18 protein-coding genes are annotated in these 17,860 nt (G+C 66.8%); 12 read left to right on the forward strand and 6 right to left on the reverse strand.

The genetic code is table 11. The features are described from left to right. Positions 1-103: 103 nt before the first annotated feature. The 4 genes from serA (at position 104) to ASE22_RS04720 (ending at position 4,654) form a co-directional block, all read left to right on the forward strand. A complete protein-coding gene (serA, locus tag ASE22_RS04705; protein ID WP_056355629.1) occupies positions 104-1,681 on the forward strand; it encodes a phosphoglycerate dehydrogenase in 1,578 nt (525 codons plus the stop codon). 69 nt (positions 1,682-1,750) lie between these two features. Continuing rightward, positions 1,751-2,137 carry an endonuclease domain-containing protein gene (locus tag ASE22_RS04710; RefSeq protein ID WP_082545675.1) on the forward strand — a complete coding sequence of 129 codons (387 nt, stop codon included), beginning with the start codon at positions 1,751-1,753 and terminating at the stop codon, positions 2,135-2,137. A gap of 5 nt (positions 2,138-2,142) precedes the next feature. Next, positions 2,143-3,258, forward strand: coding sequence for an ATP phosphoribosyltransferase regulatory subunit (locus ASE22_RS04715; RefSeq protein ID WP_056355631.1), 1,116 nt, complete (start codon positions 2,143-2,145; stop codon positions 3,256-3,258). Between the two features lie 106 nt (positions 3,259-3,364). Next, a complete protein-coding gene (locus ASE22_RS04720) occupies positions 3,365-4,654 on the forward strand; it encodes an adenylosuccinate synthase (RefSeq protein ID WP_056355633.1) in 1,290 nt (429 codons plus the stop codon). 55 nt (positions 4,655-4,709) lie between these two features. Here ASE22_RS04720 and ASE22_RS04725 read toward each other — a convergent pair whose 3' ends face one another. The 4 genes from ASE22_RS04725 to ASE22_RS04740 all read right to left on the reverse strand — a co-directional run bounded on the left by ASE22_RS04725 (position 4,710) and on the right by ASE22_RS04740 (position 8,057). Next, positions 4,710-5,330, reverse strand: a complete 621-nt coding sequence (locus tag ASE22_RS04725; RefSeq protein WP_056355638.1) for a DJ-1/PfpI family protein — start codon at positions 5,328-5,330, stop codon at positions 4,710-4,712. Between the two features lie 105 nt (positions 5,331-5,435). Further along, a complete protein-coding gene (locus ASE22_RS04730) occupies positions 5,436-6,983 on the reverse strand; it encodes a class I SAM-dependent methyltransferase (protein WP_056355640.1) in 1,548 nt (515 codons plus the stop codon). A gap of 88 nt (positions 6,984-7,071) precedes the next feature. Next, a complete protein-coding gene (locus tag ASE22_RS04735; RefSeq protein ID WP_056355642.1) occupies positions 7,072-7,629 on the reverse strand; it encodes a DNA-3-methyladenine glycosylase I in 558 nt (185 codons plus the stop codon). Further along, the gene (locus ASE22_RS04740) at positions 7,626-8,057 is read right to left on the reverse strand and encodes a DUF1810 domain-containing protein (protein WP_056355644.1); all 432 of its coding nucleotides are present in this window, start codon (positions 8,055-8,057) and stop codon (positions 7,626-7,628) included. Before ASE22_RS04740 ends, ASE22_RS04735 begins: the two co-directional genes overlap by 4 nt. A 145-nt stretch (positions 8,058-8,202) precedes the next feature. Here ASE22_RS04740 and ASE22_RS04745 point away from each other — a divergent pair, with 145 nt between their 5' ends. Further along, on the forward strand, positions 8,203-8,502 hold the full coding sequence (locus tag ASE22_RS04745) for a hypothetical protein (protein WP_056355645.1): 300 nt from the start codon (positions 8,203-8,205) through the stop codon (positions 8,500-8,502). Between the two features lie 358 nt (positions 8,503-8,860). On the opposite strand, the gene uvrB is transcribed toward ASE22_RS04745, so the two are convergent. After that, positions 8,861-11,044 (reverse strand): excinuclease ABC subunit UvrB, encoded by a 2,184-nt coding sequence (gene uvrB / locus ASE22_RS04750; protein ID WP_056356332.1) that lies wholly within the window; start codon positions 11,042-11,044, stop codon positions 8,861-8,863. 337 nt (positions 11,045-11,381) lie between these two features. On the opposite strand from uvrB, the gene ASE22_RS04755 reads away from it, so the two are divergent. From ASE22_RS04755 to ASE22_RS04770, 4 genes are all read left to right on the forward strand, one after another. Further along, entirely contained in the window at positions 11,382-11,888 is a 507-nt protein-coding gene (locus ASE22_RS04755) for a DUF3617 domain-containing protein (RefSeq protein ID WP_056355648.1), read from the forward strand. Next, positions 11,885-12,691 (forward strand): arylamine N-acetyltransferase family protein, encoded by an 807-nt coding sequence (locus tag ASE22_RS04760; RefSeq protein WP_056355649.1) that lies wholly within the window; start codon positions 11,885-11,887, stop codon positions 12,689-12,691. The genes ASE22_RS04755 and ASE22_RS04760 overlap by 4 nt, the downstream gene beginning before the upstream one ends. 187 nt (positions 12,692-12,878) lie before the next feature. After that, complete coding sequence (locus ASE22_RS04765) at positions 12,879-14,171, forward strand: MFS transporter (protein WP_056355651.1); 1,293 nt, start codon at positions 12,879-12,881, stop codon at positions 14,169-14,171. A gap of 3 nt (positions 14,172-14,174) precedes the next feature. Continuing rightward, positions 14,175-14,942, forward strand: coding sequence for an NRDE family protein (locus ASE22_RS04770; RefSeq protein ID WP_056355653.1), 768 nt, complete (start codon positions 14,175-14,177; stop codon positions 14,940-14,942). A gap of 24 nt (positions 14,943-14,966) precedes the next feature. Here the strand turns inward: ASE22_RS04770 and ASE22_RS04775 are convergent, their stop codons facing one another. After that, positions 14,967-15,404 carry a YidH family protein gene (locus ASE22_RS04775; protein ID WP_056355655.1) on the reverse strand — a complete coding sequence of 146 codons (438 nt, stop codon included), beginning with the start codon at positions 15,402-15,404 and terminating at the stop codon, positions 14,967-14,969. A gap of 118 nt (positions 15,405-15,522) precedes the next feature. On the opposite strand from ASE22_RS04775, the gene ASE22_RS04780 reads away from it, so the two are divergent. From ASE22_RS04780 to ASE22_RS04790, 3 genes are all read left to right on the forward strand, one after another. Further along, positions 15,523-16,326: a hypothetical protein gene (locus ASE22_RS04780; protein ID WP_056355657.1), complete on the forward strand. Its 804-nt coding sequence runs from the start codon at positions 15,523-15,525 to the stop codon at positions 16,324-16,326. Positions 16,327-16,395: 69 nt separating this feature from the next. After that, a complete protein-coding gene (locus tag ASE22_RS04785) occupies positions 16,396-17,466 on the forward strand; it encodes an acyltransferase family protein (RefSeq protein ID WP_056355659.1) in 1,071 nt (356 codons plus the stop codon). Between the two features lie 103 nt (positions 17,467-17,569). Then, positions 17,570-17,842: a hypothetical protein gene (locus tag ASE22_RS04790; RefSeq protein WP_056355662.1), complete on the forward strand. Its 273-nt coding sequence runs from the start codon at positions 17,570-17,572 to the stop codon at positions 17,840-17,842. The last annotated feature ends 18 nt before the right edge of the window (positions 17,843-17,860 follow it).

Below are 17,860 nucleotides of genomic sequence, written 5' to 3' on the forward strand. Positions count from 1 at the left end.
TGGGGTCCATGTCTCTCTCCACGTGCAATGACATCGCGAGAGAAGACAGACATGGATGCCAGCCTGTGCTGGCATGACGGTTCAGACATAAGGATGAATCAACGTGCCCAAGGTACTGATTTCCGACAAGATGGACCCCCTCGCCGCGCAGATCTTCCGCAATCGCGGGATCGAGGTCGACGAGATCACCGGCAAGACCAAGGACGAGCTGATCGCGATGATCGGCCAGTATGACGGCCTCGCCATCCGTTCGGCGACCAAGGTCACCAAGGAGGTCCTGGCCGCCGCGACCAACCTGAAGGTCGTCGGCCGCGCCGGTATCGGCGTCGACAATATCGACATCCCCGCCGCCTCGGCAAAGGGCGTCGTCGTGATGAACACGCCGTTCGGCAACTCGATCACCACCGCCGAGCATGCGATCGCGCTGATGTTCGCCCTCGCCCGCGACCTGCCAGAGGCCGACAAGTCAACCCAGGCCGGAAAGTGGGAGAAGAACCGCTTCATGGGCGTCGAGGTGACCAACAAGATCCTCGGCCTGATCGGTGCCGGCAACATCGGCTCGATCGTCGCCGACCGCGCGATCGGCCTCAAGATGAAGGTCGTCGCGTTCGATCCCTTCCTGACGCCGGAACGCGCGGTCGAGATGGGCGTCGAGAAGGTCAGCCTCGACGAGCTGCTCGCCCGGGCCGACTTCATCACGCTGCACACGCCGCTGACCGAGTCGACCAAGAACATCCTGTCGAAGGAAAATCTCGCCAAGACCAAGAAGGGCGTGCGCATCGTCAACTGCGCGCGCGGCGGCCTGATCGACGAGGCGGCGCTCAAGGCGGCTCTCGACAGCGGCCATGTCGCGGGCGCGGCGATGGACGTGTTCGTCACCGAGCCGGCGACCGATTCCCCGCTGTTCGGCACCCCGGGCTTCATCGCCACCCCGCACCTCGGCGCCTCGACCAACGAGGCGCAGGTCAACGTCGCGATCCAGGTCGCCGAGCAGATCTCGGACTTCCTGCTGTCGGGTGGCGTCACCAACGCGCTCAACATGCCGTCGCTGTCGGCCGAGGAAGCCCCCAAGCTGAAGCCGTACATGGCGCTGGCCGAGCATCTCGGCGCGCTGGTCGGCCAGCTCGAGGGCGACGCGATCAAGGCGGTCGCGATCGAGGTCGAGGGTGCCGCCGCCGAGCTCAACCAGAAGCCGATCACCGGCGCCGTGCTCGCGGGCCTGATGCGCGTCTATTCGGACACGGTGAACATGGTTAACGCGCCCTTCCTCGCGAAGGAACGCGGCCTCGACCTGCGCGAGGTGCGTCATGACCGCGAGGGCGATTATTCGACCCTGGTCCGCGTCACCGTCACCACGGCCGATGGCGCCAAGTCGGTCGCCGGCACGCTGTTCGCCAACGCCGAACCGCGCCTCGTCGAGATCTACGGCGTCAAGGTCGAGGCCGACCTGACCGGCGACATGCTCTATGTCGTCAACGTCGACGCGCCCGGCTTCATCGGCCGGCTCGGCTCGGCACTGGGCGAGGCGAACGTCAACATCGGCACCTTCCACCTCGGCCGCCGCTCGGCCGGCGGCGAGGCGGTGCTGCTGCTGTCGCTCGACAGCCCGGTCGACAACGCGGTCAAGGCGAAGATCGCCCAGCTCCCCGGCGTGAAGTCGGCCAAGGCGCTGAGCTTCTAAGCCTTCTTGAAAAGCCCTCTCCCCTCCGGGGAGAGGGTTGGGAGAGGGGCAGAGCGGGAGGCTGAGGCAATGCCCAGAACCGACGAAACCCTCAAAGCCCGCGCCCGCGCGATGCGCTCGGAGCAGACACCAGCCGAAGCGAAGCTCTGGTCTTTACTCCGCGCGCACCGCTTCTCGCATGTGAAGTTCACCCGTCAGGTCGTCGTCGAGCCGTACATCCTCGACTTCGCCGCTCGCTCAAGAAAAATCGCGATAGAGCTAGACGGGGATACACATGCGCACAGTTTGCAGTATGACGCCGCCCGAACCGCCTGTTTGGAATCGAAGGGCTATCGCGTGATCCGCTTTACCAATGCCGAGGTCATGGGGAATATCGAGGGTGTCGCCGAGATGATCGCGCTCGCGCTCGCGACGGCCCCTCTCCCCGGCCCTCTCCCCAGAGGGGAGAGGGAGTAGGTCCCATGAGCATCGCCCCCGGACTCCTGCCCGAAGGTCTTCGTGATCGCCTGCCCCCGCAGGCGGAGGCGGGGTCGCGGCTGCTCCATCGGGTGATCGTCGCCATCGGCCGGCACGGCTATGCGCGGGTCTCCCCGCCGCTCGCCGAGTTCGAGGAAGGGCTGGTCGGCCAGCTCAAGTCGGCGGGCTCGCGCGACCTGCTCCGGTTCGTCGATCCGGTCTCGCAGCGCACGCTGGCGCTCCGCCCCGATATCACCGCGCAGGTCGGCCGCATCGCCGCGACCCGCATGGGCCATCGCCCGCGCCCGCTCCGGCTCGCTTATGGCGGCCCGGTGCTCAAGCTGCGCGCCACCCAGCTCCGTCCCGAGCGCGAGCTCACCCAGGCGGGCGCCGAGCTGATCGGCACCGACAGCGTCGCCGCCGTGATCGAGGTGCTGCGCGTCGCGGTCGAGGCGCTCGAGGTGGCGGGCGTCACCGGCATCACCGTCGACCTCACCTTGCCCGACCTGGTGGAGACGCTGGCGGCGGGAGCGATGCCGCTGCCCGCCGGCAAGATCGACGCCGCGCGCGCCATGCTCGACGCCAAGGATGCAGGCGGGCTCGCCGCCCTCGGCGCCAGCGCCTATCTCCCGTTCATCGAGGCGGCCGGCCCGGTCGGTCCCGCCATCGCCAAGCTGCGCGCGATCGCAGGCGCGCAGGCGCTCGACAAGCGGCTGGAGGCGATCGAGGCCATCGTCGCCGCGATCGGCGACGGCGTCACCCTGACGCTCGACCCCACCGAGCGCCACGGCTTCGAATATCAGACCTGGATCGGCTTCTCGCTGTTCGGCCACGGGTTGACCGGCGAGATCGGCCGGGGCGGCTGCTACACGATCGTCCATCCCGACGGATCGGAGGAGAAGGCGATCGGCTTCTCGATCTACATCGATCCGCTGGTCGATGTCGGCCTGGGCGTCGTCGAGCATCGCCGCGTCTTCCTGCCGCTCGGCACCGATCCCGCGACCGGCGCGGCGTTGCGCGGCGACGACTGGATCACCGTCGCCGCGCTGTCGGACGCCGACGACGCGGCGGCGCTCGGCTGCACGCATATTCTTCGGGGAAGCACGCCCCAACCGATTTGAACGACCTCCACCCGTTCGTGTCGAGCGACGTCGAGACACGCCTGCGCAAGCGAATGTCCCTCGACGTCGCTCGGGACGAACGGACCGGCTTTTACAGGATGGAACAATGGCCAACGTCACGGTGATCGGTGCCCAGTGGGGCGATGAGGGCAAGGGCAAGATCGTCGACTGGCTCGCCGAGCGGGCCGACGTCGTCGTGCGCTTCCAGGGCGGTCACAATGCCGGCCACACGCTGGTCGTCTCGGGCAAGACCTACAAGCTCAGCCTGCTGCCCTCGGGTATCGTCCGCGGCACGCTGTCGGTGATCGGCAACGGCGTGGTGTTCGACCCGTGGCACTTCCGCGACGAGGTCGCCAAGCTCCAGGGCCAGGGCGTCGCCATCACCCCCGACAATCTTCAGATCGCCGAGACCGCGCCGCTGATCCTGCCCTTCCACCGCGACCTCGACGGCTTGCGCGAGGATGCGAGCGGCAGCGGCAAGATCGGCACCACCCGGCGCGGCATCGGCCCCGCCTACGAGGACAAGGTCGGCCGCCGCGCGATCCGCGTCTGCGACCTCGCCCATCTCGACGATCTCGAGCTGCAGCTCGACCGCATCTGCGCCCACCACGACGCGCTGCGCGCGGGCTTCAACGAGGCGCCGATCGACCGCGATCGGCTGAAGGCCGAGCTGGCCGAGATCGCCGGCTTCATCCTTCCCTTTGCCAAGCCGGTCTGGCTCACCCTGAACGAAGCACGCAAGGCGGGCCGCCGCATCCTGTTCGAAGGCGCGCAGGGCGTGCTGCTCGACATCGACCACGGCACCTATCCCTTCGTCACCTCGTCGAACACGATCGCCGGCACCGCCTCGGGCGGCTCGGGCCTCGGCCCGTCGGCGACGGGTTTCGTGCTCGGCATCGTCAAGGCCTACACCACCCGCGTCGGATCGGGTCCCTTCCCGTCCGAACTGGAGGACGAGATCGGCCAGCGGCTCGGCGAGCGCGGCCACGAGTTCGGAACGGTCACCGGCCGCAAGCGCCGGTGCGGCTGGTTCGACGCCGTGCTGGTGCGCCAGTCGGCGGCCGTCTCGGGCATCACCGGCGTCGCGCTGACCAAGCTCGACGTGCTCGACGGCTTCGACGAGATCAGGATCTGCACCGGCTACACGCTGAACGGCAAGACCTACGACTATCTGCCGCCGCACCCGCAGGACCAGGCGCGGGTCGAGCCGATCTACGAGACCATCGAGGGCTGGAGCCAGTCGACCGCCGGCGCGCGAAGCTGGGCGGAGCTGCCGGCACAGGCGATCAAATATATCCGCCGCGTCGAGGAACTGATCCAGTGCCCGGTGGCGCTGGTCTCGACCAGCCCCGAGCGCGAGGACACGATCCTGGTCCGCGACCCCTTCACGGACTGATCGCGCGGGCTTCACGAACCGTCATGCCGGCCTTCGCCGGAGCGATGCTCCATTTCTAGAAGGTTTGGGCCCTCGCGCTGCCCACGAACGGCGCGATGACCGCCATCGCCCGGTCGATCCAGGCCTGCTTCTCGCCGACCGGCGCGACATAGTGGATCGCCGCGGCCGCATCCTCGACCGACGCGCTTCGCGCGATCAGCCAGGCGGCGAGATAGTGGGAGGCGAGGCAGCCGCCCGCCGTCGCGACATTGCCATGTGCGACGAAGGGCGCGTCGATGACCTCGATCCCGGCCTCGATCACCCAGGGCCGGGTGGTGAGGTCGGTGCAGGCCGGTAGCGCACCGATCAGCCCCAGCTTCGCGAGCAGCAAAGTGCCGGAACATTGCGCGGCGATGAACTGGCGCGTGGGATCGAGGCGGATGCGTGCCAGCAAATCGGGATTGCCGGCCACTTCGCGGCTATGGATGCCGCTGCCGATCACCACCGCATCGGCTTCGGCAGCAAACTCCAGCGGCTTCTGGCGCGTGACGGTCACGCCGTTCATCGACGTCACCGTCTCGGTCGGCGCCGCGATATGCGCCTTCCACCCCTTGTCCCGCATCCGGTTCAGGATTGCCGAGGCGATGAAGCTGTCGAGCTCGTTGAAGCCGTCGAAGGTGAGAACCGCGATCTGCATGCGCCCCGAAAAGCACGCTTGCGGGCCTCCGGCAATGCGGACAATCCGACTATATTGTCATGGCGATCCCGCTCCCCCGGGCGAGAGGTTCAGGCAGCGAGGGGTTCAGGCCAATACGCCCAACCGCCGCCAGGTGGGGATGAGGCGATCGAGGAAGGCCGCCGAGAGCTTCGACAGATATTGGCCTGCCTCCGCACTGTCGAGCGGCTTGCCGTCGCGTTCGATCTTGCGACCGAGTGCGGCCAAACGGCTTGCGGCGCCTTCCGCCAGCGCCGCGGCGTCGGCCTTCCTGGACGACTCGAGCCAGGCGTCGAGCATCATCAGATCGATCTCGCGCACCGTGACGGACGACCCCAGTTGGGCTGCGGCGAGGAAACGATAGGATTGGCCCCGCGACCCGGCTCGCGCAATCGCCGCGTTGAAGCGATCGCTGACGGCGGCGGCGGCGGGTTCGGCGGACCCGACGGCCGCGATCCGGTTGTGGATCATCAGCAGGATCGTACGAACCCCCCGCGACCCGACTTTCTCTCGCACCTTCGGAAGCGCCGCCAGTTCGCCGATCGGCTTCGCGCCTTCGCCCAGCGCGGCGACCACCGCATCGACGGCCTCCCGGTCGATAGGCAACTGACCGAAGGTCGCCTCGACGACGAGCGGCCCCTGCGACCTGGGCACCGTCACCAGATGCACCATAGTATCGGCGATGGCGGCCCTGTCGCTGCCGACGATCGGCCGCGGCCCCCGACAGAAGAGATCGCGGCGGAAGGTCTGGTTGATGACGATATCCTGGACGTCCTGCTGCAACGACGGGGTCGGCTGGGCTTCGACGAGGTCCTGCATCTCACGCCCCAGGACGCCCGGCAGCAGCATTTCGGTGATGGTCGCCGACCCGACATAGCCCAGCTTGGCGCCCGCCAGTTCACGGGCGACCTCGCTGTGCCACAGCGGGTGCCAGTTATCATGGAGATATTCCTGGGCGAGATAGCTGCGATCCTTGGTCCGGACCGAATCCAGCCGCATTTTCAAGGGCGGCATGGCCTTGAAGATCGCGCCATCGGCCGCCGCCAGCTTGTCGAACAGCGCGATAGCGTTGCCGAGCGCGGCATCGCTGCCCTGGCCGGCGGCAAGCTTCAGTCGGCTGGCGACATGCTGGAACGGAACCGTTGTCAGCCAACCCGGCTGGGTATTGTAGCTGTTGTAGACGAGGGCCCCAGGGCGGGAGGCATGAGCGATGCATTCGACGACCGTCCGACGCACATCGGCGGGCACCCAGCTATAGATGCCGTGCAGGCCGATATAGTCGAACGTCCCGAAATCGGCTGGCCACTGCGCGGCGAGTGCGACGAAATCGGCTTCGATGAAGCGAATGTTGGTCAGCCCGCTCGCCGCGGCCAGTTCCTGCGCATGAGCGATATGGCCGGGATGGAAATCTATGCCGAGAAATTCGCCCTGCGGATTGGCCGCGGCCATCGCGCAGAGGCCCGCCCCCTGCCCCGTGCCGAGTTCCAGATAGCGGAAGCTTCCTCCCTCTCCGCGCCGGGGCGCCATATTGCCCGATACCCGCGCACAGAGATCGAGCCAGTCCGGCGCCATTTCCCGAAAGAAGCTGTAGGTATAGAGGCCGGAAACATCGTAGCCGTGCGACCAATCGCTCATTCACTCCCCCATCGTCGGATGCCAGAACGATCTATGAGGTCCAGCGGCATCCGGCAATGTTTCGGTGATCCCGCCTGCCGCGGCGGTTTCAGACCAGATCGCGACGGAAGCAGTAATCGGCATGGTCGTTGACCATCCCGATCGCCTGCATCCACGCATAGACGATCGTCGGCCCGACGAACTTGAACCCGCGCTTCTTGAGGTCCTTCGAGATGCGTTGGGAAAGCTCGGTCTTCGCGGGCACATGGACGCCGTCGCCGCGCAGCGGCACGCCGTCGGCGAAGGACCAGGCATAGTCGGCGAAATCCTCGCCCCGCTCGCGCATCGCCAGGTAGATGCGCGCACCCGCGATCGTCGCCTCGATCTTGGCGCGGGCGCGGACGATGCCCGGATCGGCCATCAGCCGGACGACGTCGCCCTCGCCGAAGCCTGCCACCGACTCGGGATCGAAGCCGGCGAAGGCGGTACGGAAGCCCTCCCGCTTGCGCAGGATGATCGTCCAGGACAGGCCCGCCTGGAAACCCTCCAGCATCAGCGTTTCCCAGAGCATGCGCGGATCGCGCTCGGGTACGCCCCATTCGGTGTCGTGATAGACCGCCTCGAGCGGGTCGCGGTCGGCCCAGCGGCAGCGTGCCGGGCCGCTCATGCCGCCGATCGCCCCAGCAGGCGCAAGGTGGCCTCGTCTCGGCGGCCGTCGAACCAGCGCTCGATCGCCGCGGCAAACAGCCGCTCGCCGCCCGCCTGCTCGAACAGGGTCAGCGACGACCGGAGCTTCAGCGCGTCGATGTCGCCGAACACCGCCTCGGCGCTGCCATGTTCGAGGTCCTGCAGCGCCTCGACGCAGGCCTGCAGCCGCGCGCCCAGCACCGGGTGGGCGAGGTAGGCACGCGCTTCGTCGAGCGAGGCGATCGCGTAGCGCTGCGCGGTCGAGCTCCGCCCGAGTCCCGCAAGCTGCGGAAAGACGAACCACATCCAGTGGCCACGCTTGCGACCGCGCCGGATTTCCGCCAGCGCGGCATCGTAGCTGGTCTCCTGCGCCGTCGTGAAACGGTCCAGATCGAAGCGCTGCTCCATGATCGCCTCCGTCCTTTGGCCGCACCCCTGCATTCGATGATACCCCCTTTTGATGCCGAAGGGCATAGAACAAATGCGGAACGATCTCAAGCGCTCTTGCCCGGAACGCGACTGTCGGCGATGCGTTCCCGGTACGGGAGATAGCATGTCCAGACCGGCCGATGAGTGGACCAGCGGCGAAATCGAGATCCTGCGGGGCCTCGCGGCGGCCGGGCGCTCGCCCGCCGAGATCGCGCCGCGATTGGGCCGGAGCGAAGCGTCGGTGCGCGCGCAGCTCTCCCTGGAGGATGGCCGGCCGGCCGCTCCGCCCGAATGGAACGGCCCCGACGAGGAGGGCGACGTTCCGCCCCCAACCGGGCGGGCCAGCGACGATCCCGCGGCATGGGTGCACAGCGACCGGCACGACCCGATCGGATCGCCGACGGATCGGACGAAAAAAGATTGAGCGCGGCCAGGCCGCCAAAGGCGGTCGAAAAAGCGAACGCCGCGCCGTCGGGCTACCCCTAGCCCTCGGGCGCTTACCCTCTCCTATCCGTTCCGGTCGTCCGGTCCGCCACTGGGCGGAACGGCCCGCCGTTCGGACGCCGCCTTGGAGGCGGCGACATAACGACTGAGATCATGCCAGGCTTCGGATGTGAGTTGCGCTGAACGGGCTCGCAATTGCCGTGGCACACGAAAACTCTCGTGCATATTGCTTCCCTCCTGTTACGCCGTCTTACGAGCGCGACACAGTTATACGCCACCGCGGGAAGGTTGCATCAAAAATCTGGACCGGCATATCCAGGCTGCCGTAGCGTAAAGATCTACTTTCCGCGCGCCGCGCGCATCTTCCCATATTTGGTAGTGCGCGTGCCCGGCTTGCCGCTCATGCTGTGGCTCTTGACCGGCGCCCGGTGCTGCTCGACCGGAAGGCCCAGTTCTTCCTGCTCGAGCTTGCGGATCTCGTCGCGCAGGCGGCCCGCTTCCTCGAACTCCAGATCGGCCGCCGCGGCGCGCATCTTGGCCTCGAGGTCCTCGATATAGGCGCGCAGATTGTGGCCGACCATGTGGGGCCGATCCTCGATTCCGGTATCGACGGTGACCTGGTCCCTGGAGGCGAGGTGGCCGACGATGTCGGTGATGCTGCGCCGGATCGTCTCGGGCGTGATGCCATGCTCGATATTATAGGCTTCCTGCTTCTCGCGGCGGCGCGACGTCTCGGCCATCGCGCGTTCCATCGAACCCGTAATGCTGTCGGCATAGAGGATCACGCGCCCGTCGACATTGCGGGCCGCGCGGCCGATCGTCTGGATCAGCGAGGTCTCGGACCGCAAGAAGCCCTCCTTGTCGGCGTCGAGAATCGCGACCAGCCCGCATTCGGGGATATCGAGCCCCTCGCGCAACAGGTTGATGCCGACCAATATGTCGTACACCCCCAGCCGCAGGTCGCGGATCAGCTCGATGCGCTCCAGCGTCTCGACGTCGGAGTGCATGTAGCGGACCTTGAGCCCGGCCTCGTGCAGATATTCGGTCAGGTCCTCCGCCATCCGCTTGGTCAGCGTGGTGACGAGGGTGCGGTAGCCCTTCTTAGCGGTCTCGCGCGCCTCGTAGACGAGATCGTCGACCTGGCTCTCGATCGGCCGCACCTCGATGGGCGGATCGATCAGGCCGGTCGGACGGATCACCTGCTCGGCGAACACGCCGCCGGTCTGCTCCATCTCCCAGCTGCCCGGAGTCGCCGATACATAGACGGTCTGCGGCCGCATCACCTGCCATTCGGAGAAGCGCAGCGGCCGGTTGTCGATGCACGACGGCAGGCGGAAGCCATATTCGGCGAGGGTGATCTTGCGGCGATGGTCTCCGCGCGACATGCCGTTGATCTGCCCGATCGTCTGGTGGCTCTCGTCGACGAACAGCAGCGCGTTCTCGGGAAGATATTCGAACAGGGTGGGCGGCGGCTCGCCCGGCATCCGCCCGGTCAGGAAGCGCGAATAATTCTCGATCCCCGCGCAGCTTCCGGTGGCCGCGATCATCTCCAGGTCGAAATTGGTGCGTTGTTCCAGCCGCTGCGCCTCCAGCAGCCTGCCCTCGGCGTGCAGTTCCTTCAGCCGCTCGACGAGCTCGAAGCGGATCGCCTCCATCGCCTGCTTCATCGTCGGCCCGGGCGTCACATAGTGCGAATTGGCGAAGACGCGGACCGAATCGAGGCTGGCCGCTTTCTTCCCGGTCAGCGGATCGAACTCGACGATCTCCTCGATCTCGTCCCCGAAGAAGGCGATGCGCCAGGCGCTGTCCTCGTAATGCGACGGGAAGATTTCCAGATTGTCGCCGCGCACCCGGAAATTGCCGCGCGAGAAGGCGGCGTCGTTGCGCTTGTACTGGAGCGCGACGAGCTTGCGGATGATCTCGCGCTGGTCGACCGTCTGGCCTTTCTTGAGGTCGAAGATCATCGCCGAATAAGTCTCGACCGAGCCGATACCATAGAGGCAGGAGACCGAGGCGACGATCAGCACGTCGTCGCGTTCGAGCAGCGAGCGGGTGGCCGAGTGGCGCATCCGGTCGATCGCCTCGTTCACCGAGCTTTCCTTCTCGATATAGGTGTCCGACCGGGGCACATAGGCCTCCGGCTGGTAATAGTCGTAATAGCTGACGAAGAACTCGACCGCATTTTCCGGGAAGAACTGCTTGAACTCGCCGTAGAGCTGTGCGGCGAGGATCTTGTTCGGCGCCAGCACCAGCGCGGGCCGCTGGAGCTGCTCGACCACCTTGGCCATGGTGAAGGTCTTGCCCGAGCCGGTGACGCCCAGCAGCACCTGGTCGCGCTCGCCCGCCTCGGCCTGCGCCGCCAGTTCGGCGATCGCGGTCGGCTGGTCGCCCGACGGCTCGTAATCCGAGACAAGCTTGAATTTCTTGCCGCCCTCGGTCTTCTCCGGCCGTTCGGGTCGATGCGGAACGAAGGTCTGGCCGAGGTCGACATCTTCGAGGTTGGTACGGATCTGGATGGTCATGGCCTTGCTCATGTAGGGTAGAGGAGCCCGATGTTCACCTTTTATCTTCGTACCGGACGAGTCCGACCGGCGCGAGCCTGCTCGTCTCGCAGGATCGGGGCGGCCAGTCGGGTTCGATCCGGCCGGGTTCGATCCGGCCAGGCCGTCTGTCGATCCATGCCCGCTTCAACCTTCATCCCGGGATGAAGGTCCGTCGCCGGCTCGATATGCACATCTTCGCGAGAATGGGGCCCGCCCCGCCTGCAAATGCGATGCCCGCCGCTGGGCCCCTTCCGCTAAGCGGGCTTGAACCGTCACCACCAGGCGCTAAGGGTTCGCCACACAGGAGAAGAGCCGGATGACCGATCATGTTCGCTGGGGCACCATGTTTTCCGTTCGCCCCCCGGCCATCGTCCCCGCTGCCCTGACCGCCCTTCTTCTCGCCACCGCGAGACCGGCCCTGGCCGATGGCTTCGCCCCCGGCCAATGGGAGCATCGGACGGTGACGGTCAGCGCCGAGGTCCCCGGCGTACCGCAATGGGTGATCAAGATGTTCGCCGGCAACCGCAGCCGCAAGAGCTGCCATGGCGCCGCGGAGCTTGCCGCCCGGCCCGAGGCGCTGCTGACCCAGGACGACGCCGCGGTCTGCAAGTTGCGGCGCTTCTCGATGACCGGCGGCAAGCTGGTCTACGACACCTTCTGCACCAACAAGCGCTTCCCGGAGGGGCTGCTGGTCGCCTCCAAGGGTAGCTACACGCCAGACGGCTATGCGATCTCGACGCTGTCGACGGGCACGAAGGATGGCGAGCCGGTCCGCATCGTGACGACCGGCACGGGTCGGCGGATCGGAAGCTGCAAGAAATGACCCCGGCCTTCGACCTCGACGCCTACCTCGCCCGCATCGCGCTGAAGGACGCGCCGGCCGCCGACGCCAACGGTCTCGCCGCCGTGCAGCGCGCGCATCGCCTGACCATCCCGTTCGAGAATCTCGACGTGCGACTAGGCCGGGGGATCAGCCTCGACCCGGCCCATGTCTTCGACAAGCTCGTCCACCGGCGTCGCGGCGGCTATTGCTTCGAGCAGAACGGCCTGTTCCTGCAGGCGCTTCACGCGCTCGGCTTCGAGGCCCGGCCGCTGCTCGCCCGGGTCTGGCTGCTGGCGAACGACGGCGTGCCGCCGCGGACCCACACGCTCAACCTCGTCCGGATCGACGGGCGGGACTGGATCGCCGACGCGGGCTTCGGCGGCAGCTATACGCCGCCGATGATCCTGGCCGACGGATCGGAGGTCGTCTCTCCCGACGGCGCGGCATTCCGCCTGTCGAGGTCCGAAGACCATGGCTGGATGCTCGAACGCCAGGGCGACCCGACCGGAGACTGGCACGCGCAGTACAGCTTCACGCTCGCCCCGGTCGCCCCCATCGACCTCGAAATGTCCAATCACTGGACCTCGACCCGGCCCGACACGCGCTTCACCACCCTGTCGGTCGTAAGCATCTGCCTGCCCACCGGCTTCGCCGCGCTGACGGGCACCCATTACGACCGCCGCACGGGCACACAGCAGGTCGAGGCCGAAATCGAAAGCGCCAAGGCCTATCGGCTGCGGCTCAACTTCGTCTTCGGCATCGTCCTCGACGAGGTCGAGGTGAATGGCCTGGCCCTATATTGAGCATTGCCTCGCCCTTCCGTTCTTCTCGGGAAAGCCGCTGGCGGGGACCAGGCTCGCCCGGATTCCGTCGTCGCCCGGCGAAGGCCAGGGTCCATGTCTCCCATCAGCCGGAGATCCCGGGTTTCGCCGGGACGACGGATGGAGAGAAACGCTTCGGGACAATGTTCGGGAATGACGGAGTGAGGCGATGACCGACTCTCGCCCGCGCCACGCCATCCGCTCGGTCGTCGGCGGTTCGCTCGGCAATCTCGTCGAATGGTATGACTGGTATATCTATTCGGCCTTCTCGCTCTATTTCGCGAAGAGCTTCTTCCCCGCCGCCGATCCCACCGCGCAGCTGCTGTCGACCAGCATCGTGTTCGCCATCGGCTTCCTGATGCGGCCGCTCGGCGGCTGGCTGCTCGGCATCCTCGCCGATCGCTACGGGCGGAAGAGCGCGCTGACCTGGTCGATCACGCTGATGTGCATCGGGTCGCTGATCATCACCTGCGCGCCGACCTATGCTTCGATCGGCATATGGGCGCCGCTCCTGCTGACCTTCGCGCGCATGGCGCAGGGCCTCAGCCTGGGCGGCGAGTTCGGGACGGCGGCGACCTACCTCACCGAGATCGCCCCGCCCGACAAGCGCGGTTTCTGGTCGAGCTTCCAATATGTCACGCTGATCGCGGGCCAGCTGCTCGCGCTCGGCCTGCTCGTCACCCTGCAGTTCTTCTTCCTGGACGAAGCCCAGCTCGAAGCCTGGGGCTGGCGCCTCGCCTTCGCCACCGGCGCGGTGCTGGCCATCAGCGTCTTCTGGCTGCGGCGCGGGATCGACGAGACCCCGGACTTCATCGAGGAAACGACGGGCGAGCGCCGCAAGGGCGGGCTCGTCACCCTGCTGCGCGAGCAGCCGAAGCAGGTGGCGCTGGTGTTCGGGCTGTCGATCGGCAGCAATGTCAGCTTCTACGCCTTCACCACCTATATGCAGAAATATCTGGTTGCGAGCGCCGGCTTCGCCAAGGAGCAGGCGTCGCTGATCTGTTCGGGCGCGCTGATCTTCTACATCGTCATCCAGCCGATGCTCGGCGCGCTGTCCGACCGGATCGGGCGCAAGCCGCTGCTCTACTGGTGCTGGATCGGCGGGATCGTCGCGACCGTGCCGCTGTTCACCGCGCTCGGCGCCGCTACCGGTAGCTTCGAAGCCTTCCTGCTGCTGTGTGTCGCCTATCTCATCATCTCGGGGTCGAGCGCGACCAGCGCCGTCGTCAAGGCCGAGCTGTTCCCGCCGCATGTCCGCGCGCTGGGGGTCGGCCTGCCTTATGCGGTCAGCCAGGCGATCTTCGGCGGTACCGCGGAGTCGGTGGCACTTGGCTTCAAGGCGGCCGGGATCGAGTCCGCCTTTTTCTGGTATGTGACGGGCTGCATGGCCGTGGCGCTGGTGACGACGCTGTTCGTGCCCGAGACCCGCTGGCCGGGCGGCCGGCCGAAGCGGAGCGCCTGATCGATGTGCGTCCTCGCCGCCGCCTGGAACGCCCATCCACGCTGGCGGCTCGTCCTCGCCGGCAATCGCGACGAATATCATGCCCGCCCCGCCGCCCCGCTCGCCCGCTGGGACGACACACCCGACCTGATCGCCGGCCGCGACCTGCAGTCGGGCGGCACCTGGCTGGGCGTATCCGAACGGGGGCGCTGCGTCGTCGTCACCAACCTGCGCGGCTTCGGCCAGGCCGAACCCGGCCGGCCGTCGCGGGGTGCGCTCGTCACCGATCTGCTCGGCGGCGGCGATCCGGAAGCCATCGCGATCGACACCTATAATCCGGTCAACCTGATCGTCTTCGGCGAGGAGCGGGCCGACTTCCTCAGCAATAGGCCGGCGCCGACGCGCAGCGCGCTCGCCCCCGGTCTCTACGGCCTGTCCAACGGCCGGCTCGACGAACCATGGCCGAAGACGATGCGCCTCAAGTCGGTGCTGCTCGACTGGCTGACCGGCGTGGCCGACGACCCCGCCCTGCTGTTCGCGGGCCTGCGCGAGGAGACGCTGCCCGCCATCGGCCTCGATCCCGCCACTCCGTCGGACGTCCCGCGCGAGCCGAACCACAGTCCGATCTTCATCCTCGACCCGGTCTACGGCACGCGTTGCAGCTCGGTCGTCGCGGTCGATCGGGACGGGCGAGGGCTGTTCCTCGAACGGCGCTTCCTGGCGGACGGCACGATGGCGGGCGAAAGCCGTCAGCCCTTCGTCTGGCGGGGCATCGCTTCGGGCGCGAGTTGACGCCGGCCGGATCGTGGCCGGCGACTACCCTATCCAGATGCCGACCAGCGCCGCGAGCGCCACAAGAGTCAGAAAACCGTTGACCGCGATCAGCAGCCAAGCTGGCAACCGGCGCGTTTCCGGCATGGGATCGATGTCGGGCGTCAGCTCGCGCCAGATGGCGGCTAGGAAACAGAAGCCGCTGAACAGGACCAGAACGGTGCCGGTTCCGCCGATCAGCCATCCGGGCACGACCCCCTCGAGCAGCGCGCGCGCCCCTATCCCCGAGGCCAGGGCGGCCAGCCCGGTCCGTATCCAGGCCGCATAGGTCCGTTCCGCCGCAAGGATGGTGCGGTTTGCGGCAAGGACGGTCCTGCGGTCGGCGCTGTCCTCCTGGCTGCGCGCGCTGTCCTCAAGGGTCTCGGCGCTGTTTGCGAGCTTGGTCTGTGCCGCGGCGGTGCGATGGGCGTCTGCGATATCCATCCCCGCATAACGAACGAGCCTCGAAGTGGTGGCGGCCGCCGTCGCTGCCGGGCCGGCCGACCTGTACCGTGACGCCCAACGGATTGCGGCCGGGCCGATGTGGCGATACGCAGCGGGCATGAGCATCTCCAGGTCGGTCGTCTACTTTGCCTATTTGGGAGACGAGGGCACGGAGGCCGGCGTGGTGGGCCAGCGGCTCGCCTTCATGCGCCGGCAACTTCGATGGCTGTCCGACCTGATCGAAGCGTCACTGGACCCGATCGAGGTTCTGGTGCCCTATGTCGCGCCGCGCGCCTGGGACGCCGAGGTACATGATGCGATCACCCGCCACGGATTCCGGATCGATCCCGCCTCCATCCGGTCCGATCGCCGCAACAGTTTCGAATATCCCGGCTTCCGCGCGATGCGGACGCTGGCCGAGGGGGCGGCCCCGGACGACCTGATCTATTATTGCCACAGCAAGGGTATCGTCCAGCTTGCCGAAAGCAAGATGGGCCTGTTCCGGCTGCATACCGAAGTGGGGCTGACCGCCGACCTCGCGCGGCTGACGGCAAACCCGAATCTCACGCGGGCAGGCCTGTTTCCCTCCCGGCGCGGCTGGTGCTGGTATAATTTCTTCTGGATCAAGGCCGGCTATATGGCGGGCCGGACGGTGCGGGAATCGGCCGACCGCTACCATTTCGAGGCCTTGATCGGCGACTATGACGACAAGGAAGGCTATCGTGGCGTCCTGCCCCTGATCGATCGCCTGCCGTTCGAGGACAGCGGAATAGCCGTCAAGCCCTGGTACCGCGCCGAAGAAACGGCATCTCCGGCCCTGTTCGCCACCTATCGATATTATGCCGGGCTGGAGTGCCCCCGCCGCCTCCCGCATCCGCACGAGGCGCTGCCGGCGAGCGCCGTTGATCATCCGGAACGATGAGGCGCCCGGTCCGCTCCGGTTGATCCGTGCAATCTGGATTAACCCCATCCGATTGATTAAGGTGCGTCTGTGCGAAAACCGTCGATCCTGCTGACTCACAAACGGATCGAAGCGGAGCAGTCGCTCTATTTCGATATGTGGCGGGGCGGTTCGGCCATCGTCGTTCTTCTGGGCCATATCGTACCGCTCTATTTCCACGGCGAACGGATCTTCGCGGCCTTGGCCGGCGGTGCGGTAGCGGCGTTCTTCGGGCTGAGCGGGTTCTTCATCCACAAGTCGCTCACGAAAGGCAGCGAGACCGGGCGGTTCGACTGGCTCTCCTTCGCAGCGGGCCGGTTTGACCGGATCGTCCCGCCTTTCGTTCTGGCGCTCGCCGTTACCATCCTGTGCTGGCTGATCGCGCCATGGGTGTTTGCCTCCGGTTCGCGAGCCTATCTGCACCCTAGCGTTCGGGACAGCATATCGCTCGACGGCCTCTGGGAGACTGCGGCGCTGCTCAACGGCTTCGTGGCGCCGACGGTCTCGGCGAACGGAGCGCTGTGGTCGCTCAGCTTCGAGGTGTGGCTTTACGTTTGCGCAGGGTTCCTCGTGGCATTCCTGACCGGCCGAAAGATGGCCATAGCGGGTCTCGCGATATTTCCGCTGCTGGCCTTCCTCAATCCGCTGTTCGGCCTGTGGAGCGCGATCTGGCTGGCGGGGGCAGCCGTATCGATCTGCCACGCCAATGGCCGGCTGGGCCTGTTCCGGCCCAGGATCCTCCGCCTGACAGCCCTTCTTCCATTGGCGGCGCTGGCCTTGGTTGTCGCCATCCCGCGACGGTACAGCTACGGCGCGACGCTCATATTCGAATTTGCGTTCGGGGCGTGGTTCATCGTCCACATGGGGCGGGCGCTGTTGTCCCGGAAGCTGCCGCGATGGCGCGCGCTGGAACGAGCGGCGGGCTATTCCTACACGCTGTACGTCATCCATTTCCCACTGCTTCTTCTGGCCTACGGCACCTGGGAAAGCCCGTGGGGGGCACCGTTCGCGGGCCTGGCCATCCTCGCCTTGGCCGGGGCGATCGGCCCCAGGATCGAGGCGGTGAAACCGCTGCGCTTCCTGCGAAGTTCGGCCGCGCGGGTCAGCATCGTCCGTTCGTAGCGGACCCCGGACCCCGGCCGATCGTTATAGTCGGTGACGTGAAGGTCCGATTGACCATCCTTCCTGTCGCGTCGTTGCCGTTGCTTGCTGGATAGGGTCGGATATGACTGACATTCGCGCCGGCGATCTCGTTATCGCCGTTCCCATCGAGGACTGCTCGATCGGTCATCCGGACTGGCATGAGGATTTTGCCAATCCGGAGATGAATCGGAAGTCCTACATTGTCACATGGTCGGGCTTCTCGGCCTATTGGAAGCGTCCGATCATCGGCGTAGCCGGACGCCCGGGCCACTTCTGCGCCGGGTGCTTCGTCAAGCGGAAGCCTGCCCGGCAGACCGCAGAACGCGCCGCCCGCCTGCTCGAACCGGCATGGTGATCCTGAGCGGCCGTTAGG

It is taken from the genome of Sphingomonas sp. Root720, assembly GCF_001428605.1.
Classification (GTDB): domain Bacteria; phylum Pseudomonadota; class Alphaproteobacteria; order Sphingomonadales; family Sphingomonadaceae; genus Rhizorhabdus.